This is a genomic window from Actinacidiphila sp. bgisy160 (assembly GCF_965342435.1).
Classification (GTDB): Bacteria; Actinomycetota; Actinomycetes; order Streptomycetales; family Streptomycetaceae; genus Actinacidiphila.
The window spans coordinates 1-23,171 of sequence record NZ_CBDRCM010000034.1 but is presented as its reverse complement, the minus strand read 5'-3'; the positions used below and the strand labels follow the sequence as shown (position 1 = coordinate 23,171).

Here is a 23,171-nt window from a genome sequence, read left to right as displayed (position 1 = left end):
CGTCCTTCGAATGGGCGCGTCGTCCGCTGCCGTGCACGCCGACACTGAACGCGGGCCCGGGCGCTCCTCCCGGGCCAGCGTGGGCGGCGGTTGTGCGCCCCGTCCTGGGTGAACTCCACCGGTGGGACCTTACGGGACCACCTCGGCGGTGTCTTCGAGGGCCGCGCTTGTGTCACCGTGCCGGTTCAGGCGTGGGTGGGGCAGGTTGAAGCTCGCTTGTGGCAGGAGACGCGCCGACTCCTGCCACAGGCGCTCGATGTCAGGACGTTGCCGGGACGGGCTCTCCCGTCTCGGACGTCTTCGCCTCCACCGTGTTGCCGGCGTCGGGGGCCGGCACTGAGGCGGGGGTGTAGAAGACGCTGCCCTGCTGGCGGGAGCGCTCGGCGAGACCCTTGGCCACCAGCGCCTCCAACGTGTTGCGCACCACGGGAGCGCTCGGCGTGGCGCGACTGGGGTGCTGCTTGGCCAGGGTGTCGACGAACTCGCTGACCATGCGCGGTTCGCTGCTCGCGGCCAGGATGTCCGCGACCAGGCTGCGCAGCGTGGGTTCGCTGGATCGTGAGGTAGCGCGCTTGGGCTTCCTGACGTCCTCGGGGGCCGCCGTCCTCTTCCGGGCCTTGTGGGCCGTCGGCTCGCCTGCCGGCTTCTTCCGCCCACGCGGACGGGGCACGGGCTGGGCCGCAGGTGTCACCTCCGGCTGGCCGGTCTCGTCGCCGGCGGTCGCTTCACCTGCAGGTTGCGCCGGCATCGCGACGCTCGGCGCACCGGCCACGGTTCCCTGCAGGTGGGTCAACCACTCCCGCTCCTGCTCGAGCTGTGCCAGCCGGTTTTGGAGTTCCGCCAACTGCACGCGGACCTTTTCCCGCTCGTTGGCGTTGTTGTCCAGGTCCTCTGCGAGACGCGTCGCATACCGGTCCTGAATGGTGTTGTTGTTGGACACGACAGCCGCTCCTCGTGTATCGGGTGTTGCTCCCGGATAGTACCCACCCGAGAGCCAATGCGAGTTGTCGCCGTGTGCGAACCACCCCTATCGAGTCGCGCATGGCAGTCGTGTTGAGCCCGGGTAGAGCCGGTAGAGAAGCCGTCGTCCAGAGAGGGCAGATTCCTCGCCGAGGCGTGATGGCACGAAGACAGCGGGGAATGACGGTAGTTGACGTGAGGCATCACAGGAAGTGGAACGTCCCGGTGAAGACCTGAGCTGATTTCCGGTACTCGCATCCGAACGGGGATCGCTCCCGATGAAAGCGGGCACCGAAGAGGTGCGAGGTCGGCCGGCCGTGCTGGGGAGGGGGACGGGGCGTGGTTGTCGTCTGGGGCGTGGCGTTGGCCGTTGTGGCTGCGGCCGCGGTGGTGGCAGGGCTGGTGCGGGCGGGCCGCCGGGGGGCTGCCGCCGAAAGGGTCCGGCTGGTGAAGCTCGCCCGTGTAGACGTTGTTCGATCGCTGGACGAGGTCGAGTGAGCGGGAATTCGAGGAGTATGTGGCAGCCTCGTGCCGCAGAGACGGCTGCGCCAAAGTCCGCCGCGTAGGTGGAGCCGGCGACCTTGGTGCCGATGTCATCTGCTGTCTGCCCGATGGCCGGAAACTCGTGATCCAGTCCAAGCGCTACGCGCGGCACCGGTCGGTGGGCAGTCGCGACATTCAGACGTTCAACGGAACCGCTCGAGCAGAACACGGGGCAGATGTGCCGCTCGTCGTCGCTTCCTGCAAGTACACCCAGCAGGCTCGAACGTTCGCAGCCAAGCAGCAGTTGACGCTGATCGACATCGACCTCCTGGGCTTCTGGAACAGCGGTACCCCCTTGATGTCGTTCCTCGGTCCGGACATCAATCGCTCCGGTACCAACCGAAAGCTTCATCCGGAGATGTGACCGTGCCGGCGCGCCGACGCGGGCGGACAAATCCTTTCCCGGGCGCTCGCCGAGCAGCGCCAAGTGCTGCCGCCAGGCGCTCCGCACGCGAAAGGCCCGGCACGCCGTTGCGACGTCCGCCGGGCCTTCGGTACGTGGGTCAGTTGGCGGGGGTGGACTCCACCGGAGCCGGAGCCGGAGCCGGAGCCGGAGCCGGAGCCGGAGCGACGGCGGCGGGGACCTCCTCGACTGCAGCGGCAGGAGCGGGGGCCTGCGCCGGAACCGCGGGGGCCGCGACGGGCGCCGCGACGGGCGCCGCGGGGGCCGCCACAGGCGCGGTGGGAGTCACGGCGGCAGCGGCGGCGGCAGCGGCGGCCACGGCCTCCTCGGCGGCCTTGGCCTCTGCGGCCTCCGTCGCCTCGATCTCCGCGGTGTGCTTGGCCACGAACGCCTCGCCCAGGACCTCGCGGGCCTCCTTGAGGTGGTCGAGCTCCACCTCGCCGTTCTCGGCGACGTGGCCCTCCAGGGCCTCGAACATCCGCTCCACCGGCTCGTGCGAGCCGCCAAGACGCTGCTCGGCGTAGACCGCCACACCCAGCTTCAGGAAGAGCTCGGCCGTGCGGCGGTTGACCGTGAAGTCGTGGATGGCGTCACCCCCCGCGTCAAAGCCCTTCTCGATGACTTCGAATGCCTTCTTGATGAGACTCACGCTGTGCTCCCCTGCACGTGCCCGTCGGACGACTGCCTGACTGTGACCTGATCTGACCTGAACTGCCCTGTGCCGCAACTGACCCAGCGAGCCGATCAAGGTCGAACCCTATGACAGTTTCCCGGCCGATGCGCACCCACCCCGCTGCCGATCCGTACACATTGGGCGGCTTGACCGGGCCCCGGGCATCGCACCCGTCGACGGCGCTGCCGCATACCGCTTCCGTGTGATCACGGGGCCCGTACGGACGCCGGTGCCGGCGGAACGGTTTCACCGGGCACCGCGGGCTGCGTGACCCCGGATGAGCCGAGGCCATCCGCAGCCGTGGGCGAACGTCGGGTCCTCCGCTGCCTCCTCGAACCGCCGGGGGGCAGGCGCGGGCCGTCCCCGCCGTGCGCGTCAGCGGTTCACCCCTTTCCGCGGACCACGGCGACGGGGGAGTGCGCGTGATGGAGCAGAGCCTGACTCACCGAACCCAGGAGCAGCCCGGTGAATCCGCCGCGTCCCCGTGCGCCGACCACCGTGAGCTGGGCGGTCTTGCTTGCCTCGATCAGTGCCTCACGGGGGCCGTCGTCCACCACTGCCTGGCTCACCGCGACGTCGGGATGCCTTTCCTGGTGACCTGCGAGTACCTTCGTCAGATCCACGCTCTCGTCTGTCGCACCGGGCCGATTCCTGTGCGCGTGGAGGGCGATGATCTCAGCTCTGCGCAACGCCGCTTCGGCGAAGGCGAATTCGAGCGCTTTGGCCCCGGCGGTGGAACCGTCGACGCCCAGCAGGACAGGGCCGGACGTGTCCGGCTGTTCCCGCACCACCATGACGGGGCACTGTCCGTGAGCGGTCAAGAACACCGCGGTCGACCCCAGCAGCATCCCGATGAAACCGCCCATGCCCCGGGATCCGACGACCACCAGGTCCGCGGTTCGCGACTGCAGCTCAAGGGCCGTCAACGCGTCCCCGTTCAGCACGGCTTGGCTGACCCGCACTGGCGGCGCCACGCGCCTCGCGCGCTCTGCTGCTTCCCGGACCAGGCGTTCGGCCACCTTCCGCAGGCTGTCCTCGGGTGGGCCCAGTGGTGAGGGATCCATCGGAACATGCATCGGCATGACAGGCAGAGCGAGCCCATGGACGATCCGCAGCTCCGCATCGCGCCACAGGGCTTCCCGGGCGGCTTCCTCCACCGCCGCCAGACTGGACGCCGAGCCGTCCACGCCCGCTACGACCACATTGCTCACCGGGACTCCTTGCCTGCGCGATTTCAAGCGATCACGTGGACGACTCCGGCTGCCGGTGCCGGAGGGTGTATCGCACGCCGCACCCTCTACTCGGACACACTGCCTTCGCTCTTGTCCGGGCGCATCCCGGGTGTGCGGGATGCGGAGCCGTCGGGTGCCGGCCTCCGTCCCGCCGAGGGCCCTCCGGGGAGCGCTTCGAAACTTGACGGCCCGATCGGCGCCCTCCCCGTCCCGGCGCCAACGTGCGCCGGGGTAGCAGGGTGTCCCGGTGCCGCCGCTTGAGTGCGGGACCTGCGACCACCGCACCGGGGCCGGTGGTCGGTGTCGTCGAGCGGCGTGACGGCCGACATCGCGGCCGTGCCAGTCGGGAGCGGAAGTCGTCGCCGTCCGCGAAGGGCGTCCAGCCGCTGCGCCAACAGGAGTGCCACCGCGGACGGGCCGGTCGACGCTCGTGACCACGACGCACGCGGATCCACGCTCAGTGCGGCCCATCGGATTCGTCGACCGGAAGCGCTTCGGGATGCAGCAGGCCGCTGCGCCGCCGTTGCGCGGCCTCGTGCGGCCGCGGAGGCGGTCCGTCGGAACCAGCCGGATACTCCTCCATCGGAACGAGATTGTTCTCCCACGCGCTCAGGACGGGGGTCAGTACCCGCCATGCCTCTTCGGCCTCGTCGCCAGGGATGGACAGGGCCGGATCACCCTTCATGACGTCCAGCAGGAGCCGGCCGTAGGCAGCCAGGCCGGGCGGCTCCATCCGTGCGGTCAGCGAGAGCTGGGAGAGCGTCTGGGCGTGTGCGCCGATGCCCGTCATGTCGAGGGTCAGCCCGTCCGGCTCCAGCCCGAAGCGGAGCACGTTTGGCAGGGCCTCTCCCTCATGGCCGAAGGGCAGGTGGGGTACGGAGCGGAAGCGCACCGCGACCTCTTTGCGGTCCTGGCCGAGCAATTTGCCGCTGCGCAGCCGGAAGGTCGTCCCGGACCAGCGCCAGCTGTCCAGTTCCAGTTCGACCTCGGCGAAGGTCTCCGTGCACCGCCCGGGATCCACGCCCTGCTCGTCGACGTACGCGGGAATGGGGTGGTCGCAGATCCGCCCGGACAGGTAACGCGCGCGACGCGTGCGGTGCACGACGTCGTGGTCGGTGAGGAGCCTGACGGACCGCAGCACGTCGGTCTCCAGTGGTGGGGTCGATCCGTTCCGGCCGCGGCCCGAGCGGTCACGCCCTCCCGCGGACGACCGCGACCGGGCAGTGCGCGTGGTGCAGCAGCGCCTGGCTCACCGAACCCAGCAGCATCCCGGAAAAGCCACCGCGCCCCCTGGCTCCGGCAACCATCAACTGGGCGTTCCTGCTGGCCTCGATGAGGACCTCGCGGGTTTCACCGCTCAGCACCTCCTGCCGGACCGTGACGTCCGGATACCGCTCCCCGCGACCGGCGACCGCCTGGGCCAGCAGACGTTCCGCACTCTCCGCGCCCGTACCGGGGGGCGCGTGATCCGGCAGCCAGGCGTGCACGGCTCTGATCTCGCTTCTCCGCGACGATGCTTCTTCGAAGGCGAATTCGACCGCTCTCTCGCCCTGAGGGGAGCCGTCGACGGCCAGCACGATCGGCCCGGTGTCGTTCGGTTCCTCGCGAACCACCATCACCGGGCACTCGCCGTGGGCGGCCAGGGACACCGCCGTCGAACCCAGCAGCATGCCGACGAAGCCTCCGGTGCCGCGGCCGCCCACGACCACCAGGTCCGCGGCACGCGACTCAGCCGTCAGCACCGATACCGCATCGCCGAGCATCACGGCAGCGGCGACCTCCACATCGGGCGCCGCTCTCCGGGCACGCTGTGCGGCGTCGTGCGCCAAGCGGTTGAAAGGCGAGGGGTCCAGCGGCGCGTACATGGGCCTGACCGGCCAACTGAGGGCGTACACCACACGGAGCCTCGCCCGGCGTCGCTGCGCTTCCCGAGCGGCCTGTACCACCGCGGCGTCACCTGACGACGAGCCATCCACTCCTACGACGATCAGGCCGCCCACTGTGCCTCCACCAATCGGCTTCCAGTCTCCCCATCAGCTGCTGCAGCTCCCAGCTTCACTCCGGCCGGTTGACGTCGCCAGCCGGCCGGCGGGTCGGTGGCCGCTGGACCAAGAGGTGGGCTGCTTCCCGGGGTGGTCGCGGCTTGCGCGCACCCGGATCCTCGGTGGCGCCCTGACCGGTGGTAACGCTGTGCGGTGTGGCCTGCTGTGACGGCGTTCCGGGCCCAGCGCGGTTACCGGCCCCGGGGTATGGCCGCCCTTGAACGCCGAGTCGCGCATGTGATCGCAATCCGGTCATACTTACACGTAAATCCCGATCCGGGTCATGATTGCCCGGCGTCACCGAGGCACGGTCATTCGTATGAACGCCAAGACCAAGTACACGCTTGCCGCCGCCGCCGTCGGCTGGACGTTCCTCGCGTCCCAGTGGTCCGGCAGGGGCTGCGACTTCGTCCCGCAGGCCTACGCCCTCGTGCTCTCCCACGGCATGCCCGCCAGCAGTGAGGGATGCAAGGCCGAGCAGGACGGGCCGCAGTACACCGACAAGTACCAGCGGTGACGCACATGTGAGCTTCGGCGTGGATGTCACTGCGATGTGCGGCTTGGGTGCCACTCGTACTCGGCGGGCCGCACATGGCCGCCGCCCTTGTCCCGGCGGCCCGGTTACGGGTCCCCTTCGCTTCGGGCCCCTGGCCGGGCTGACGTCAGGCGGTGTTGTGTTCGAGCCAGGGCACGATGTGGTCGACGTAGCTGTCCACGTTGGACAACGGTTTGCCGGGCAGGACCGCGATCAGGTGTCCGATACCGAAGGTCTGGTCCCACACCCGTGCGCGTCGGTAGGTGTCGTGGTCGACGGCGCGGCGGACGGTGTCCCAGCCGTGCCAGGCCATGCAGGCCGCATCGATGGCGGGATCGAAGGGCAGCGCGAGGTCCCAGTCCAGGACGCCGATCAGCTTCCCGTCGGAGCTCCAGTGCACGTTGGAACCGGCGAGATCACCGTGGACGAGTGCGTCAGGCACCGGGTCCAGGGCCATGGCGTTGTCCAGGCGACGCCGGCCTTCGTCGCGCCATCGTACGGGCAGGCGGGGGATGACGTCCTCGGCCAGGATGCCGGCCCAGCCCCGTGGGGACGGTTCCCGGGTCGTGGCCAGGGCCTGGCGGAGCCCGGCAGCAAGGGGGACTTCCCGCAGGTCCCGTAGAAGTTTCCCGATGTGCTCGGGGTCGCCTTCGCCTTCGGGCAGTGCGGCGCCGTCGATCCAGGACACGGCGACCGCGGCACGGCCGTCGAAGACCGCGACCGGCGTGAGCGGCTCCGGTACGGCGAACGGCAGACCGGCGGCCCCGACGGCCCGCAGCAACTCCATCCTTCGCGGCAGCGCCTCCGCTGCCGACGGACGCTTGCTGATGCGCACGGCCGCGACCTGCGGCAGCAGCACGACGTGATGGATGTTGCCGTCCTCTGCCAGGCGCGCCCGATCCAGTGGGGCGCCCGGCAGAAGCGCATCGACAATGTCCAGCAAGTCCGCAGGTACATCGTGGCCCACGGTTCCGTCCTTCCGGTTTCCTGCTCCGTCTGCAGGATCGAACTCGGGCACGCCGCGGCGGTGACCGAGGATTCGGCGCTCTCATGGTGCCGCAGAGTCCGAAACCGAAGAGATCCGCACCCCGCAGCCTGGGTGGCCGGACGCGGTACGAGGTCCCGGGCCATGCCGGCCCCGGGTCCGTGCCGTGTGGCCCGCAGTCGTCTGCTCAACGACGAACGCCGCTTGCTGTGGCCTCCCTTCGAGTCCCGTCCGCGTGAGGGACTGAGGAACAAGGCGGCGCTCGCGTGCGGGCCCGGTCCGGACCGGGTTGCCTCCCGGGCAGCAGGACTTCGCAGACCCGCCTCAGCGCGGGCGATGGGGCTCGTGGCCGGGCCGCCGGGTCAACCCGCCACCACGTGGATTCGATGACCCGCACAGTTAAACCGTTTCACTGATCTCTCGAATCTGTTTCATCAAGTCTGCGCAACCCGTTGCCATGGTGGTGTGATGGCCTTCAGAGTGTGATTGAAGCGATTCAACACGCCTCGTGAGGAGCACCCGTGCGTCAGCAGATCGCCGCCGTGGTCGCTGCATCAGTCTTCGTCGTGGTGGCAACCGCGACGGCGACGGCAGCGAGTCCACCCGCCGCCCCCGCCCCCGCCGCTGCAACGAGCGTCGGCCATTTGACGGTCAACGCCCTTGACGCCCCGCTCGGTATCCCGCCCGCGGCGCCCGCCCTCGGCTGGCGGCTCGCCTCCGAGCGCCGCGGCGTCACACAGCGGGCCTACGAGATACACGTCGCCTCTTCGGCCGACCGCCTCGGCGACCCCGACGTCTGGGACAGCGGCAAGGTCTCCTCCCGTCAGTCGACCGACGTCCGCTACGGCGGCCCCGCGCTGCAGCCGCATACGGATTACGTCTGGTCCGTCCGGGTCTGGGACGACCGGGGTGTCGCCTCGCGATGGAGCGACCCCGCCACGTTCGGCACCGCTCTGGGCGGCCAGTCGTGGACGGCCTCGTGGATCGGTGCGGACACACCGGCGCTCGGTGCCAAGTGGACCGACTACACCGTCAAGTTCACGGCTTCCGGCATCAACGGGGCGCTCGGCGTCTACTTCCGCGGTCAGGACACCGAGAACGCCTACATGTGGCAGATCAGCGACACCGACGACGCGCTGCGCCCGCACGTCAAACGCGACAGCGGCTACTCCGTCCTCAAAGCGACACCGTTCCCGGCCGGCTTCGACTTCGCCGCCGAGCACGACTACGCGATCGCCGTCGACGGCGACACGATCACCACCACCGTCGACGGCGAGCGGCTGGACCGGCGCACCGACGCGACGTTCGGCGGCCCCGGCACGATGGGCTTCCGTACCAGCGGCGCGGAGCGCGGCCTGGTCCGCGACGTCACGGTCACCAGCGCCGACGGCACCGTCCTGGTCGACACCGCCTTCCCGGCGGGCGACCGTACCTTCGCCTCCGGCACCGTCACCGCCGGCGGCCTGCGCGTCGACAGCGCGGGCGGCGAGGCCTGGCTGCGCCGCGACGAGCCGGTCCCGCTGCTGCGCAAGGAGTTCGATCTCGGCGGCAAGAAGGTCGCCCGGGCACGCGTCTACGCATCGGCACGAGGGGTGTACGAACTGCGGCTCAACGGGGAGCGGGTCGGCAGCGCGGAACTCGCGCCCGGCTTGACGGCGTACGACAAACGCATCGACTACCAGACCTACGACGTGGCCCGGCAGGTCCGCGGTGGCGCCAACGTACTGGGCGCCGAGGTGGCACCGGGCTGGTACAGCGGCAAGGTCGCCATGTTCGGCACCGACGTCTACGGCAAGGACACCTCGGTGATCGCCGAGATGCTGGTCGAGTTCACCGACGGCACCAGTACCACCGTCCGTACCGACGGCACCTGGACCACCACCGGCGGTCCGACCCGCGAGGCCGACCTGCTCGACGGCGAGTCCTACGACGCACGGGTGGCGAAGCAGGTCGCCGGCTGGGACAGGCCCGGCTTCGACGACGCGAACTGGGCCGCGGCGGACGTCCGCGACGAGCCGGTGAACGTGCTCGAACCACAGACCGCGGTCGACGTACGGGTCACCCAGGAACTCAGGACCGCGAAGCGCATCGACTCGCCGACCGCCGGCACCTACCTCTACGACCTCGGGCAGAACATGGTCGGCCACGTACGCCTGACCCTCGAGGGCGAGCCGGGCCGGACGGTGAGGGTCCGGCACGGCGAGGTGCTCAACCCCGACGGAACGCTCTACACCGCGAACCTGCGCAGCGCGAAAGCGACCGACCACTACACCTTCGCCACCGACCAGCCGGAGACCTTCGAGCCGTCGTTCACCTTCCACGGCTTCCGGTACGTCGAGATATCCGGCGTCGACGAGGCCCCGGCGGCCAAGGACCTGGTCGGTGTCGTCGTCGGCACCGACGGGGACCTCACCAGCAGCCTGGACACCAACTCCGACCTGGTCGACCAGCTGCACAGCAACATCGTCTGGGGCATGCGCGGCAACTTCCTGTCGATCCCCACGGACACCCCCGCGCGCGACGAACGGATGGGCTGGACGGGCGACATCAACGTCTTCGCCCGCACCGCCGTCTACAACATGGACGCACGGTCCTTCCTGAGCAAGTGGCTGCAGGACCTGCGCGACACCCAGCGGACCAACGGCTCGCTGCCCGGCGTCGCCCCCGTGGTCCCCGGCCGCTTCGACGGCGGCTACGAGTCGGCCGGCTGGATGGACGCCGGCGTACACGTGCCGTGGACGCTGTGGCAGGCGTACGGCGACACCGACGTCATCCGCGACAACTACGACATGATGAAGCGGTACGTCGACTTCCTCGACTCCGACTCCACCGGCCACATCCGCTCCGCCGGCGGCTATCTCGACTGGCTCAACCTCGACGACGCGACCCCGGCCGACGTACTCGACACCGCGTTCGTCGCCAAGAGCACACGAGAGTTCGCGCAAATGGCGGCCGCCATCGGCCGGGACGGCGACGCGGCGGCCTACCAACAGCGCTATGAGGCGGTCAGGTCGGCGTACCAGGCGGCGTTCATCGGCGCCGACGGCACCGTGAAGGGCGACAGCCAGACCTCGTACGTACTGACACTGACGGGCGACCTCGCCCCCGCCGACCGGCGCGACGCGATCGTCGCCAAGTTCGTCAAGACCCTCGAGCGCCGCGACTACCACCTGTCGACCGGCTTCCTCGGCGTCGACGGACTGCTGCCGGCACTCACCGAGGCGGGCCGCTCCGACATCGCCTACCGGTTGCTGCAGCACAAGGACTACCCGTCGTGGGGCTACGAGATCGGGAAGGGCGCGACCACGGTCTGGGAACGGTGGAACTCCATCAACCCCGACGGCACCTTCAACGACATGGGGATGAACTCGTTCAACCACTACGCGTACGGCGCGGTCGGCGAGTGGATGTACCGCACCATGGCGGGCGTCTCGGCGGCGGAACCGGGCTACCGCAAGGTGCTCATCGCCCCCGAGCCCGGTGAGGGCATCGACCACGTCGACTTCAGCCACGAGACCCCGTACGGCACGGTCCGCAGCGCATGGGACACGACCAGCGGGGCGATGATGCTCGACGTCACCGTGCCGGCGAACACCACCGCCCAGGTGCGCATCCCGGCGCCGAACCGCTGGGCGGTCACCGAGGGCGGCAGGCCGATCGGCGAAGTCGCCGACGTGACGTACGTCGAGCGGGCGGACGGGGCGGTGGTGCTGGAAGTCGGCTCGGGGCGCTATGCGTTCGCGGTCGACCCGGTGCTCGGGGACCTGGGGGCGGCCCAAGCACAAGCGGCGTCGTTCGCCGACGACGTCGACGCGCTGCCGGCACGTGGTCCCGGCAAGATCGCCAAGGGTCACCTGCAGACGCGCACCGCTGCGATGCGCAAGGAGCTCGACGCCGCGTGGCACCTGCAGGACCAGGGCGCGGACGCGCGGCTGACCGCCGCCGCGGTGCACCGTGCGCTCGCCGCCGTGGCGGACCTCGACCGATGGACGCGGACGTACGCCGATCAGGGCACCATCGACAAGACGGCGGCCACGGTGCTGCGTGATGCGCTGACCGGCATCGAGCGGACCCTGTCGCGGGCATCGTCGCGGCTGGTCGGCGCGGTGGCCACGCTGGACGTGCCGGCCGACGAGATCCTCCCGGGCGACGTCGTCCGCGTGACGGTGGCGTTGGCGAGCACCGGCAAGCGGCAGCTGACCGGCCTCGATTCGTCACTGCGGGCGCCCGGCGGATGGACGGTGAGGTCCGTGGGCCGGCACGCGTCCACCGCTGGTGCGGGCGGTACGGTCGAGCACGCCTACGACGTCACGGTCGCGCCGGACGCGCAGGCGTCCGTGGCCGACCTCACCGGATCGGTGTCCTACCGGTACGGGGGAGGAACGGCGACGCTACCGGTGTCGGCGGGCCTGGTGGTCGCCCCCGGCGTCGCCATCGACAGTGTGTCCAGTACGCCTGATCCGGTGGGCCCGGGTGAGGAGGCCACCGTCGCCGCGGTGCTGACCAACCGCACCGAGGTGGTGCAGTCCGGCAAGCTCACGCTCGACCTCCCCGACGGCTGGGCGACGCCGAACCCGGTCGGCTACCACCTGGACCCGGGGGAGCGGACAAGGGTCGATGCCGTCGTGACGGTGCCGCTCACCGTCGTGGAGGGCGCGGCCACGGTCACCGCGGCGACCGGCGCGACGACGGCGGAGCAGGCGACCGGCACGATCGCGGTCTCGCTGCCCACCCCACCCGCGCGGACGAGCGACCATGTCGACCTCGGTGACGGGCCGTCGGAGTCCGCCCACCGGCTGACGGCGTCGGAGCACTCGGGGACGAACATCGAGGCCGGGCTGACACGGCGCTACAGCCACTCTTCCTACCCGGGTGGCTGGTTCGAGTTCGACGCCGCCGTACCGGCCAGTGGTCGCTTCGTGGTCCGCATCGTCGAGACCTTCGACGGTGCCCGGCGCAAGACCTATGACGTCCGGGCCGACGGCGAGGTGGTGCACAGCGTCGACCTGAGGCGAAGCGAGGGCGGCCAGGGCACCGTCACCCACCAGTTCGTGGTCGAACCCTCCGCCGGCACGTCGGACGGCACCGTCCGGCTCCGCTTCCAGGACACCGGCGGCGACTACGACCCCTCGATCGCCGACGTGTGGGTGGTGCCGGTCGGCTGATGCCGCCGGTCACGGTCGTGTGCCTGAGGACCCCCGGCGCGGGTTCTCAGGCACACGACTGGGCTCCCCTGTCTCGACTCGTCAGGATGCTGTCGCAGTAAATGCCGGATCTACTGCGGCGAGTCTCTACCGTGATCTGCGCGACCTGCGGCGGGACGTTCCGGCCGCCGAGGTGAGGTGTAAGCATTTACTGCGGCAGGGCAGGGGAGCAAGGCGGGTGTGACGATCGAACCAGCGACCGGACTCGGGAGCGGGGGTGCTCTCCGGCTGCCGCGCGCCCGGGTGGTGCCTCCGTCCTCCCCGCCCTCGTCGTGCACCGCGGCGGTCGAGCGATACCTCACCGGCGCGGGAATCGCCAAGTACTCCGCGCGGATCCACCGGATCTCGCTGACGACGTGGGGGTGGATGCTCGCCGGCGAACCGGCGCCCACCGGTCCCGCCCGTCTTCCCCATCGCCGCCATCGACGACCCTGCGCTGCCGGAGGTGCTGGCCGAGCTGGCGGCGGCGCGTGCGGAGTGGTGTGCCCGCGCCGGCGTCGACGCCGTCGCCCGGCAGGTTGTGAAGGCGACTCCGCAGCCCGCCGCCGGGGCTGAGCCTCACGCCGGTGCCTCGGTGTACGGGGAGACGTGACCGTCGAGTGCGTGCCTGTCGGCGGCCAGTAGACTCGACCGCCGTGGCGGACACCCAGTACGAAGACCTGTTGCGGCTGGTGCTCACCTCCGGGACGGCCAAAGCCGACCGGACGGGCACCGGCACCCGAAGTGTCTTCGGGCACCAACTACGCTACGACCTCTCACAGGGGTTCCCGCTTGTCACCACCAAAAAGGTGCATCTCAGGTCCATCGTGTACGAGCTGCTCTGGTTCCTGCGTGGCGACTCGAACGTCGGCTGGTTGCAGGAGCACGGCGTCACCATCTGGGACGAATGGGCCGACGCGAACGGCGAGCTCGGTCCGGTTTACGGCGCGCAGTGGCGGTCCTGGCCCGCCCCGGACGGCAGGCACATCGACCAGGTCAGCGAGGTTCTCGACACTCTGCGCCGGGACCCGGACTCCCGCCGGATGATCGTCTCCGCCTGGAACGTCGCCGAGGTCGACAAGATGGCTCTCGCGCCCTGTCACGCCTTCTTCCAGTTTTACGTCGCCGACGGCAAGCTCTCCTGCCAGCTGTACCAGCGCAGCGCGGACCTGTTCCTCGGCGTCCCGTTCAACATCGCCAGCTATGCCCTGCTCACGCACATGGTGGCTCAGCAGGCCGGCCTCAAGGTCGGCGACTTCATCTGGACCGGCGGCGACTGCCACATCTACGACAATCACGTCGAGCAGGTGACCGAGCAGCTCTCGCGCACTCCGTTTGAGTTTCCCGCGTTGCATCTGCGCCGAGCCAACTCGCTTTTCGACTATGCCTACGCCGATGTGGAGGTGCTCGACTACCAGCACCACCCAGCCATCAAGGCCCCGGTCGCGGTATGAACGTCGGGCTGATCTGGGCGCAGACCCTTGATGGGCGTGATCGGTGCGGCAATGCGATTCCGTGGCGCCTGCCTGAGGACATGGCACATATCAAGGCAACCGCCCTCGGCCATCCCGTGGTGATGGGGCGCAAGACGTGGAATTCCCGGCCCTTCGACCAGGCCGTCGGTGACCATGACCAGCGCGGCGACCTTTTCCAAAGTGAAGGTCTCCTCGGGGTAGTCGATGTCGGGCAGGACTCCCGGGACTGGCCCTCCGGGCAGTGATCACCGAAGTCGCAGCCTATGCACTGGTCCCTGGGCCTGCCCTGCGCTGCGGCCATTGCGGCGTTGAGGCCACGGATGACACCGTTCAGGTTCAAAAGAGCCGACGGTGCAGCCCTCTGGAGTAGTTCGTCCGAGGCGTCCATCTGCCGCTCCCTGACCATCATCGAGCGATATGACCCGGATGGGATCAATAATCCTATCTGCGGCAGAGCAGGGCGCGTCGACGGGAAGCGGAGCGCGAAGCTGACGGAGGGTGATCTGCGATCCCCTGGGGCGTCTGCCAAGAGGCGCATGGCCGCGGCCTGCGTACCCGCGAAAGCCGGTGCCCCGTAGGGCGGCCTCTGCGTGCGGGCAAGCGTGCGGCCCTCCCTTGTGAGTCGCAGCGTGCGCCGACGGGATGCCCCCAAAGCCAGACTGGACTGTTTCGTCCTCTTTGCTTAGGCTGGGACGCGCTGCGCCAGAGCCGGAGCAGGCGGTCCCCTCCCACCGGCTCGGCCGGAGACCGAAGGCCTTCACGGCGGCCGCCGAGCGACTTCCGGCAACTCTCCCATCACGGGCTTTCGCGATCGACTGGAGGGCCGAGATGCCTCACGTTCTGTTTTCAGCCGCGGAATCGTCCGTGGAGGTGAGGAACAACGAGAAGGACCATCGCTACGAGATCTCCGTAGCCGGTGAGACGGCCGGCCACATGGGTTATCGCGAAATCGGCAATCGACGCGTTCTGATGCATACGGTCATCAACGAACCATTCCGCGGGCGAGGTCTCTCCAATGTGCTCATCAAGTGCACCCTGGACTTCTTGCGCATCCACGGAAACACAATTTCAAATTACTGTCCGGTTGTCGACAGGTTCATACGCAAGAATCCCGAATACACCAGCCTGGTCGACACGAGACATTCAGGCACCTGGGTCTCGCCTTCGTCGAGCTGAGGATCCGGTTCAGTCCACGACGTAGGAGCGTACGTGGTTCAACGCCATATGCATGGCGACGCGCATCGGCTCGACGTCCTGGGCGGTCTGAGCCAGCAGATAGCCACCCTGCAAGGCGGCCATGACAGCGGTGGCGAGCTGCTCCGGGTCCGCCCCTTCACGCAGCGAGCCGTTCTCCTGCATGCGCTTCAAGCCTGCCGAGATGAGCCGTTGCCACTCGGCGAAGGTCTCGGCGAGCTTGCTCCTCGACGTCGGGTCCTGTGCCGCCCGGGCGCTGACGAGCGAGCCCAGCGCGCACCCGTAGGCGCCGTGCTGCAGAGAGTTGAGATGGATGAGCTTGTCGCTCCATCGCTCGAGCGCGCGAATGGAATTCATCCGCTCCAGCATTTGGCGATCACGGTTCAGGACCTGATCGGTCCGCAGCTCGATGACACTGTGGACAAGCTGGTCTTTGTCCGCGAAGTGGCGATAAAGCTGCGATTTGCTCGTCCCGCTTGTCGCTCGTACGTCGTCGAGTGAGACCGCGTTGACGCCCCGCACATAGAAAAGGTCGGCAGCGGCCTGAACAATGCGGTCGCGTGTGACAGCCCCACGCGAGGTCAGGCGCCGCTCTTGCCGAGGAGCATCATCTACGGACATGTGCCCGATATTACTACGCGCGATCACCGGTCTACGGAAGAGTCCGGGAGTCCTGCCGACGCGCACTGGGGGGTGACCAGTCGGCTGCTCCGTGCCCACCGGGGCGTCGGGTGCGTGAGTTGCGGCCTTCGCAGGTGCGCGCGACCTGCTGTCAGATGGACCACCTCTGCCTCGTACCGGATGCGAATCGTGGGAACGCGCGAATACGGATCCGACCCGACTGCCCCGCGCTGACCAGGCAGCAGCCCGCGTCGACACGCATCAGGTCCCTGCGAGCACGGTGGGGACTCCGAGAACGGCGACATCCCGGGGCGTCCACTCCACGGACTACATGGTCCTCTCGTTTGCGTTATAACGGAAGAGGACGGCGGGCTCCCAATCTTATGGAGCTGATAACCGACGACTATCGCCGGCGGGACGAGTGCACGACCAGACGGCCCGGCCACGGCGCCTACCGGGAGGGTAAACGACTCCGTTCCGCAATCAACGCCAGCGCTGTGGTCACCGGAAAAGGTGCGACGGCGGAGCAGGGCGAACTCGGTTCGACATGGGACAACGGCCGCCGCCAGCCCAGCAGCGACATTCTCCGCTCAGCGGCCGGCCGGAAACGCACCACCACTCCCGCCGGCACCACGTGGAAAAGGAGCATAACGATGCGCGCAGCACTTATGTACGGCGCTGGTGACGTCCGCGTCGAGAACGTGCCCGACTCCGTCATCAAGCGCCCGACCGACGCCCTGGTGCGGATCACCGCATCCTGCGTCTGCGGCACGGACCTGTGGCCGTACGCCTCGATGAAGCCCGAGGACGGTCCGGCCCGGATGGGCCACGAGTTCATAGGCATCGTCGAGGACACCGGCTCGGAGGTGTCCACCCTCAAGCGCGGCGACCTGGTCGTCTCACCCTGGAGTATCTCCGACAACACATGTGAGTTCTGCCGTGAGGGTCTGACCAGCTCCTGTATCCACCCACAGGCGAACTTCTGGGACGGCGAGGCGGAAGAGGGCGCCCAGGCCGAAGCCATCCGCGTCCCCCTGGCCGACGGCACCCTCGTCGCACTCCCCGTCGCAGCGGATTCGGCCCTCATTCCCTCCCTGCTGACGCTCTCCGACGTCTTCTGCACCGGCTACCACGCTGCCGTGTCAGGCGGAGTCGACGAACGCACCCGCGTCACGGTGATCGGCGACGGTGCCGTCGGGCTGATGGCGGTGCTGTCCGCCAGGCGCCTGGGTGCCGAGCAGATCGTCCTCATGGGCCGCCATCCGTCGCGCACCGACCTGGGCCGCGAGTTCGGCGCGACCGATGTCGTCTCCGCCCGCGGCGAAGAAGGGGTCCAAACCGTCCGCGAGCTCACTGGCGGGTACGGCGCGCACGTGGTCCTGGAGGCCGTCGGCACCAGGCCCGCCTATGATCAGGCCCTTGGCGACGTCCGGCCAGGCGGGGTCATCAGCCGGGTCGGCGCCCCTCAGTACGAGGAGGCGCCCATTGGCGTCGGCAGCCTCTTCCGCCACAACATCCGCCTGGCCGGCGGCCCCTCACCGGCCCGCGCCTACATCGAGGACTTGTTGCCCGACGTCCTGAGCGGCACGGTCGAGCCCGGAAAGGTCTTCGACGCCACCACCGACCTGGACGGCGTTCCAGCCGGCTACCAGGACATGGCCGGCCGCAAGAGCCTGAAGGTGTTCATCAAGCCCTGACCCCGGACACGGTCGGGGTGCGGCGCAGTCCCCACCCCACCGGCTGCGGTCGGGCCCCGCGAGGTCGCCTGCTCGTCGCCGCCACGGCGCCGTGACGGCCAACCGCGGCGGGCCGGCCGCCGAGAGCGGTGGCGTGCAGGCGCGATCAGCCGGCCGCCTGAGGCACCTTCGGCATGGGCGGCAGGTCGGTCCCCAGGTCTGTCCGTCGTCACCATCGCCTGGAGATCCGACCCCAGGCACCGGCGCGTCCGGCCGGGTCCTGCGATGAGGCACTGAGCCTCAAATGGGACTATCTCGACCAGTCAGCGACTTGAGTATGCTGCTAGAGTCCAAGTTCAGGCGAGTTTGTGGACTCTTTAGTTCACTTTTGAGGCGCTTGCAGCTGCCGCGCGTGGCGCAGGGGAGACGACGGGACAGAGGGAGACACCCGATGAGGGCGATTGTTGTGACCGATCAGGACGCGGGAACGGCCGGAATGAGGCTGGCGGAGCGTCCCAAGCCCGAGCCGGCGGGGAACGATGTGCTTGTTGAGGTGCATGCGTCCGGATTCACCCCGGGGGAGCTGACGTGGCCCTCGAACTGGACGGACCGCCTCGGCCGCGACCGGACGCCATCGATCCCTGGCCATGAGCTCGCTGGAGTGGTCAGTGCCCTCGGCTATGGCACGACGGGGTTGTCTGTGGGACAGCGGGTCTTCGGCCTCACGGACTGGACTCGCGACGGCACGCTGGCGGAGTACGCGGCCGTCGAAGCGCGTAACCTCGCGCCGCTGCCCGGGGATGTCGCCTTCACGGTAGGCGCGAGTCTGCCGATCTCGGGCCTGACGGCGTGGCAGGGGCTGTTCGAGCACGGCCGGCTTCAGCCGGGGCAGAGCGTCCTCGTGCACGGCGCGGCCGGCGGAGTCGGATCGATGGTGACGCAGCTCGCGCGCGAGGCGGGTGCTTACGTCATCGGCACCGGACGTGCCGCCGATCGTCAGGCGGTGCTTGACTTCGGCGCGGCCGAGTTCGTCGACCTGGACAACGACACGCTGGAGGACGCCGGCGGAGTTGATCTGGTGTTCGACGTCATCGGTGGCGACACTGGGAAACGGTCCGCGCGCCTGATTCGCGCCGGAGGAACGCTGGTGACCATCGCCGGCCCGCCAGGGGCGCGACCTGTGGACGGTCTGGCCATCGACTTCGTTGTGGAGCCCGATCGGGTTCAGCTGGGTGAGGTGGTCCAGCGGGTGCGGGACGGACGGCTGCGTACGGTCATCGGCACCGTCGCGACGCTCGATGATGCCGTCGCGGCTTTCAATCCGTCCGAGCGGGTCAGGGGAAAGACCATCATCCGCGTTCGTTCATAACGGCCCACAAACCCTACAATGGACGATTCAGTCCACTTGTTGACCGATAGGACTGCCCCGTCAGCCAGGCGGAGCCGGCACAGACACAGGAACGGCGATGGCAAAGGTGCTGTGGACCGACGCGAGCGGCTCGGTCAGAGTCGCCAAGGACGAAGACAACAGATTTTACGAGGTTCAAGAGGACGGCAACTACGCGGGGCTGCTCGCCTACGAGCGCAAGGGCACTCACTACAGCCTGACGCACACGTACGTCCAGGAGGGTTACCGTGGCCGCGGCCTGGGGACCGCGTTGATCCGCGAGGCGCTGTCCGACCTGCTGCGGGAGCACGCGGCAGTCACCAACCGGTGCCCCGTCGTGGATCGCTTCATCGAGAAGCACCCCCAGTTCCACGAGATTCTCGATCTCGGGTCGCAGGCCGCCGACGACGCCCACGACTGAGGCGCCCGCCGCCGCCTGCGGCGGAACGAGGCGCCGCGGGGTTCTCGTGGCTGCGCGTCGCCATCGATTTCACATCTCTCAGAAGGGGCAGAGAATGGCGAGCACCAGCGGAGCCACGGCACGTGTTCGCATGATCCAGGCCGCTGCAGAGCTCTTTTACGTCAAAGGTGTCAACGCGGTGACCTTGGATGACGTGCGCGCGGCGAGCAGGACCAGCGCGTCGCAGTTCCATCGCCATTTTGCGGACAAAGACGAACTTGTACTCACGGTGATCGAGTTGCGCGCTCAGCAGATTCTCGATCGCGACCGACAGCACTTGGAACGGATGAGCTCCTTCCGAGCCCTGGAGCGCTGGACCGAATCGATCATCCGCCTCAACTCTCTCCAGGACGGGGCTTACGGGTGCGCTCTGGGTGCACTCGTCGGATCCCGCGCGGCTCAGGATCCCACGGCCCGAGACCTGCTCGCTGAGAAGTTCGGCGAATGGCAGGAGCTGATCACCGCCGGCCTGATCCGGATGCGGGAGAACGGCTCGCTCAAGGAGGAGGCCGATCCCGCCAAGCTCGCTGTGTCCGTGATGGCCGCACTGCAGGGAAGCTACTTGCTCGCCCAGATGACACGCGACGTCGAACCGATGCGCATCGCCATGAATATGGCGCTGGCCCACGTGAAGACGTACACCGTGGACTGATACGCGGTGCACGAGGCGGCACGAGAGGTCCATGGCGAACGCGAGGCATTTCCCCATGTGCGGTGGTCTCCCTGATGGCCTCGTTCGCCGCGCCGCCCAGCACCGGATCGACGGACCACAACCATGGGCGCCGGCACCGCGTACACGACACCGATCACTCACCCGAGTCGGCGCAGCTTACGGGCATGACGCGCCGCGCCGCGCCGCGCTCGCGCAGGCCGAAGCGTCCAGACCGATCTCAGGACATGACTTACCGACTCTTGGAAAGGCACCGCTCGATGCAGGACGTGGCACCAGTGATCGACCTGACTCGCCGGGGAAGAACGCTCCAACTCGCATTCTCCTCCGGGGTGGTCTCCCTGGTGGCCGCGTTCGCCGCGTCGGCCGCACCCATCCCCTTGTTCAACACCTACCGGGCCGAGGACGGGTTCACCAACGCCGGGGTCTCACTGGCCGTCGTCAGCAACTCCGTCGGCACCATCGCCGGACTGTTGGTGCTGGGACGACTGTCCAATCACCTGGGCCGACGGCCCACTGCGATCGTCAGTCTCGGTCTGCTCCTGCTGGGCTGTCTACTGCTGCTGACCGTGCACGACATCGGGACCCTGCTGTCCGGTCGGCTACTGATGGGTGTCGGTACGGGGGTGGCCAGTAGCGGCCTGGCCTCCTACATCGTCGACGCCGCACCCACCAGGCCGGAGTGGTTGGCATCCGTCTCCTCCAGCCAGGGACCCATGCTCGGCCTCACGCTCGGCGCCATCGCCTCCGGCGGCCTGGTCCAGTTCGGCCCCTGGCCACGCCATCTCGTCTACCTGGTTTGCGCCGGTTTCCTCGTACTGTCCGCCGCACTCATCGTCATCAGCCCGGAAACCGCGCAGCCGACGCCGGGCGCTTGGCGATCACTGCTGCCCCGGGTCCGCATACCGGCCCGGGCCAGGCATCTGCTCCCTGCCGCGGCCGCGGTGTTCCTGGCCACCTGGGCGACCGGCGCTTTCTACCAGGCCTTCATGCCCGCACTGGTCGCGGATCAATTCCACACCCACAGTTCGCTCACCCTCGGACTTTTGTTCGCCCTTTACCTGGCCCCCAGCGTTCTCGGCGCGCCCATCGGCGGCCGGTTCACATCCGCGGCGGGCCAACGCATCGGCATGATCATCTTCCTGACCGGATGGATCGGCCTCATGGCAGCGATCACCGTAGGCACACTGGCGTTGCTCATCGCCGCAACCATCATCGCCGGCACCGGCCAAGGCATCGCCATCAGCTCCGCCACCCGCGGCCTACTGCACGGCAGCACCCTCGCCGACCGGGCACCGGTCTTCAGCGCCATCTACCTCCTCTGCTACAGCGGAGCCGCCTTCCCCAGCCTCATCTCCGGCCAACTCTCGAACACTTTCTCGCTGCCTCAGATCGCCCTCGGATACGCCGCACTCGCCATCGTCGCCACCCTCTTCAGTGTTCTCGCCGCACGCGACCCGCACACCGAAAGGGCAGGTAACGCTCGGCGCGGTGAGTGATCAGGACGAACCTCGCCGTCATCGCGAGGCCCCTGACACGCCGGTCCAGCCTGCATACGCGGTTCGCGTCGGCCGGCAAGTCCGGGAGCGCCGGCCGCGGACAGACAACGGCGCCGTGGCTCAGCCGGCGAAATCGTCACCGCCTTCGACCCGTCCGAAGTGGCGAGGCAAGGCGGTCAAGCGGTTTCGCTAATGTCGTGAATACGGCGAAGCCCCCTCATGGCGTCACAACGGGGTAATCGAGAACTGCCACAGGAGAGATGTCCAGATGAAAGCGATTGTGGTGACGGACCGGGCCGCGGGAACGGCGGGGATGGAGCTGGTGGAGCGGCCCGACCCGGATGCGGTGAGGCTCGCCAGTCTCGAGGGGGCGAACTACGGCGATGTCGTCGTTGAAGTCCATGCCTCAGGGTTCACCGGGAATGAGCTTGAGTGGCCCTCTACCTGGATCGATCGGCTCGGCCGAGACCGGACGCCGTCAATCCCGGGCCACGAGGTGGCTGGGGTGGTCACCTCTCTCAGCTATGGAACGGCGGGTTTGTCGGTCGGTCAGCGGGTTTTCGGCCTCACGGACTGGACCCGCGACGGCACGCTGGCGCAGTACGTCGTCGTCGAGGCGCGCAACCTCGCGCCGCTGCCGGGCGACGTCGGCTTCACGGTGGGCGCGGGCGTCGCGATGGCGGGCCTGACCGCCTGGCAGGGACTGTTCGAGTACGGCCACTTCCTCCCGGGGCAGAGCATCCTCGCGCACGGCGCAGCCGGCGCGGTCGGCTCGATGGTGACGCAGCTCGCACGCGAGGCCGGCGCATACGTCATCGGTACCGGACGCGCCGCCCATCGTCAGACCGCGCTCGACTTCGGCGCGCAGGAGTTCGTCGATCTCGAGAACGACGCGCTGGAAGACGTCGGCAAGGTCGATCTGGTGTTTGATGTCTTCGGCGGCGACATCGGAAGGCGGTCCACGGGTCTGGTTCGAGCCGGAGGAACGCTGGTGACGGTCGCCGGTGTGCCTGAGGTACGGCCGGCCGACGGTCGGGCGGTCGACTTCGTTGTCGTGTCCGATCGCGCGCAACTCGGCCAGATCGCTCGACAGGTGAGGGACGGGCGGTTGCGGACGCACATCGGCCGGGTCGCAACCCTCGATGATGCCGTGGCTGCCTTCAACTCGACCGAGCGGATCAGCGGGAAGACGATCATCCGCGTTCGCTCGTGAGAGATGAGGGACACGAACCGGCCGAGCCACGAAAGCCACTTCTTCCTCGCTCTGACCTCGGGTGCTCGACGAAGCCGCCCACCTGAAGTCCGGTTACCGAGTCTTGACGGAGGTGGTGGGCTGCCGCCCGAACGGCAGGCGATTCGCGAGCGGATCCTTGCCGGCCCCGATCACCTCATCCGCGCGCTCCGCCTCGGCGACCGAAAGATCCAGAACCGCAGCGACCCCATCGACGGTTGCCTCACCGAAACCGGACTCACCCCAACGACACCACGCCTACAGCCTCGGTAACCCGGATGGAGGAGCCGGCCGCCGCCGAGCTGCCCCGGCCCGCCGGTGAGCTCCGCCGCGAGGACACGGGGCAGCTGCGGGAGGACTGATCACCAGTCAGGGCCGTCGGCCGGCGGGGCTGGTGTCCTG

At 68.7% G+C, this 23,171-nt stretch carries 18 protein-coding genes and 2 pseudogenes; 13 read left to right on the top strand and 7 right to left on the bottom strand.

Annotated features, from left to right (window positions below; genetic code table 11):
- Window positions 1-259 precede the first annotated feature (259 nt).
- On the bottom strand, window positions 260-940 hold the full coding sequence (locus tag ACRWNP_RS24395) for a hypothetical protein (RefSeq protein WP_431964778.1): 681 nt from the start codon (window positions 938-940) through the stop codon (window positions 260-262).
- 489 nt (window positions 941-1,429) lie between these two features.
- On the opposite strand from ACRWNP_RS24395, the gene ACRWNP_RS24390 reads away from it, so the two are divergent.
- The gene (locus tag ACRWNP_RS24390) at window positions 1,430-1,867 is read left to right on the top strand and encodes a restriction endonuclease (RefSeq protein ID WP_431964776.1); all 438 of its coding nucleotides are present in this window, start codon (window positions 1,430-1,432) and stop codon (window positions 1,865-1,867) included.
- A 139-nt stretch (window positions 1,868-2,006) separates the two neighbouring features.
- Here ACRWNP_RS24390 and ACRWNP_RS24385 read toward each other — a convergent pair whose 3' ends face one another.
- The 4 genes from ACRWNP_RS24385 to ACRWNP_RS24370 form a co-directional block, all read right to left on the bottom strand.
- Window positions 2,007-2,555: a hypothetical protein gene (locus tag ACRWNP_RS24385; protein ID WP_431964775.1), complete on the bottom strand. Its 549-nt coding sequence runs from the start codon at window positions 2,553-2,555 to the stop codon at window positions 2,007-2,009.
- A 407-nt stretch (window positions 2,556-2,962) separates the two neighbouring features.
- A complete protein-coding gene (locus ACRWNP_RS24380) occupies window positions 2,963-3,790 on the bottom strand; it encodes a universal stress protein (protein WP_431964773.1) in 828 nt (275 codons plus the stop codon).
- A gap of 478 nt (window positions 3,791-4,268) precedes the next feature.
- Complete coding sequence (locus tag ACRWNP_RS24375) at window positions 4,269-4,952, bottom strand: hypothetical protein (RefSeq protein WP_431964771.1); 684 nt, start codon at window positions 4,950-4,952, stop codon at window positions 4,269-4,271.
- Between the two features lie 49 nt (window positions 4,953-5,001).
- Window positions 5,002-5,811: a universal stress protein gene (locus ACRWNP_RS24370; RefSeq protein WP_431964769.1), complete on the bottom strand. Its 810-nt coding sequence runs from the start codon at window positions 5,809-5,811 to the stop codon at window positions 5,002-5,004.
- Window positions 5,812-6,172: 361 nt separating this feature from the next.
- Here ACRWNP_RS24370 and ACRWNP_RS24365 point away from each other — a divergent pair, with 361 nt between their 5' ends.
- Window positions 6,173-6,370 (top strand): hypothetical protein, encoded by a 198-nt coding sequence (locus ACRWNP_RS24365; protein ID WP_431964767.1) that lies wholly within the window; start codon window positions 6,173-6,175, stop codon window positions 6,368-6,370.
- Window positions 6,371-6,515: 145 nt separating this feature from the next.
- Here the strand turns inward: ACRWNP_RS24365 and ACRWNP_RS24360 are convergent, their stop codons facing one another.
- Complete coding sequence (locus ACRWNP_RS24360) at window positions 6,516-7,247, bottom strand: phosphotransferase family protein (RefSeq protein ID WP_431964765.1); 732 nt, start codon at window positions 7,245-7,247, stop codon at window positions 6,516-6,518.
- Between the two features lie 647 nt (window positions 7,248-7,894).
- Here ACRWNP_RS24360 and ACRWNP_RS24355 point away from each other — a divergent pair.
- The 4 genes and pseudogenes from ACRWNP_RS24355 to ACRWNP_RS24340 all read left to right on the top strand — a co-directional run bounded on the left by ACRWNP_RS24355 (window position 7,895) and on the right by ACRWNP_RS24340 (window position 15,207).
- Window positions 7,895-12,538 carry a family 78 glycoside hydrolase catalytic domain gene (locus tag ACRWNP_RS24355; protein WP_431964763.1) on the top strand — a complete coding sequence of 1,548 codons (4,644 nt, stop codon included), beginning with the start codon at window positions 7,895-7,897 and terminating at the stop codon, window positions 12,536-12,538.
- Window positions 12,539-13,212: 674 nt separating this feature from the next.
- Window positions 13,213-14,010: a thymidylate synthase gene (locus ACRWNP_RS24350; RefSeq protein ID WP_431964761.1), complete on the top strand. Its 798-nt coding sequence runs from the start codon at window positions 13,213-13,215 to the stop codon at window positions 14,008-14,010.
- Window positions 14,007-14,144 (top strand): annotated as a pseudogene (locus ACRWNP_RS24345) (dihydrofolate reductase); the annotation flags it as partial. The gene ACRWNP_RS24350 and the pseudogene ACRWNP_RS24345, both read left to right, overlap by 4 nt.
- A 757-nt stretch (window positions 14,145-14,901) precedes the next feature.
- Window positions 14,902-15,207 (top strand): GNAT family N-acetyltransferase, encoded by a 306-nt coding sequence (locus ACRWNP_RS24340; protein WP_431964759.1) that lies wholly within the window; start codon window positions 14,902-14,904, stop codon window positions 15,205-15,207.
- A gap of 9 nt (window positions 15,208-15,216) precedes the next feature.
- On the opposite strand, the gene ACRWNP_RS24335 is transcribed toward ACRWNP_RS24340, so the two are convergent.
- Window positions 15,217-15,846: a TetR/AcrR family transcriptional regulator gene (locus tag ACRWNP_RS24335; protein ID WP_431964757.1), complete on the bottom strand. Its 630-nt coding sequence runs from the start codon at window positions 15,844-15,846 to the stop codon at window positions 15,217-15,219.
- A gap of 653 nt (window positions 15,847-16,499) precedes the next feature.
- Here ACRWNP_RS24335 and ACRWNP_RS24330 point away from each other — a divergent pair.
- The 7 genes and pseudogenes from ACRWNP_RS24330 to ACRWNP_RS24300 form a co-directional block, all read left to right on the top strand.
- Window positions 16,500-17,543: a zinc-binding dehydrogenase gene (locus ACRWNP_RS24330; protein WP_431964755.1), complete on the top strand. Its 1,044-nt coding sequence runs from the start codon at window positions 16,500-16,502 to the stop codon at window positions 17,541-17,543.
- 430 nt (window positions 17,544-17,973) lie between these two features.
- On the top strand, window positions 17,974-18,891 hold the full coding sequence (locus ACRWNP_RS24325) for an NADP-dependent oxidoreductase (protein ID WP_431964753.1): 918 nt from the start codon (window positions 17,974-17,976) through the stop codon (window positions 18,889-18,891).
- Window positions 18,892-18,988: 97 nt separating this feature from the next.
- A complete protein-coding gene (locus ACRWNP_RS24320) occupies window positions 18,989-19,330 on the top strand; it encodes a GNAT family N-acetyltransferase (protein WP_431964751.1) in 342 nt (113 codons plus the stop codon).
- 94 nt (window positions 19,331-19,424) lie between these two features.
- The gene (locus ACRWNP_RS24315; protein WP_431964749.1) at window positions 19,425-20,021 is read left to right on the top strand and encodes a TetR/AcrR family transcriptional regulator; all 597 of its coding nucleotides are present in this window, start codon (window positions 19,425-19,427) and stop codon (window positions 20,019-20,021) included.
- Window positions 20,022-20,095: 74 nt separating this feature from the next.
- Complete coding sequence (locus ACRWNP_RS24310; protein WP_431964747.1) at window positions 20,096-21,538, top strand: MFS transporter; 1,443 nt, start codon at window positions 20,096-20,098, stop codon at window positions 21,536-21,538.
- Window positions 21,539-21,806: 268 nt separating this feature from the next.
- Complete coding sequence (locus ACRWNP_RS24305; protein ID WP_431964745.1) at window positions 21,807-22,751, top strand: NADP-dependent oxidoreductase; 945 nt, start codon at window positions 21,807-21,809, stop codon at window positions 22,749-22,751.
- A 165-nt stretch (window positions 22,752-22,916) separates the two neighbouring features.
- Window positions 22,917-23,042: pseudogene (locus ACRWNP_RS24300) on the top strand (IS630 family transposase); the annotation flags it as partial.
- Between the last annotated feature and the right edge of the window lie 129 nt (window positions 23,043-23,171).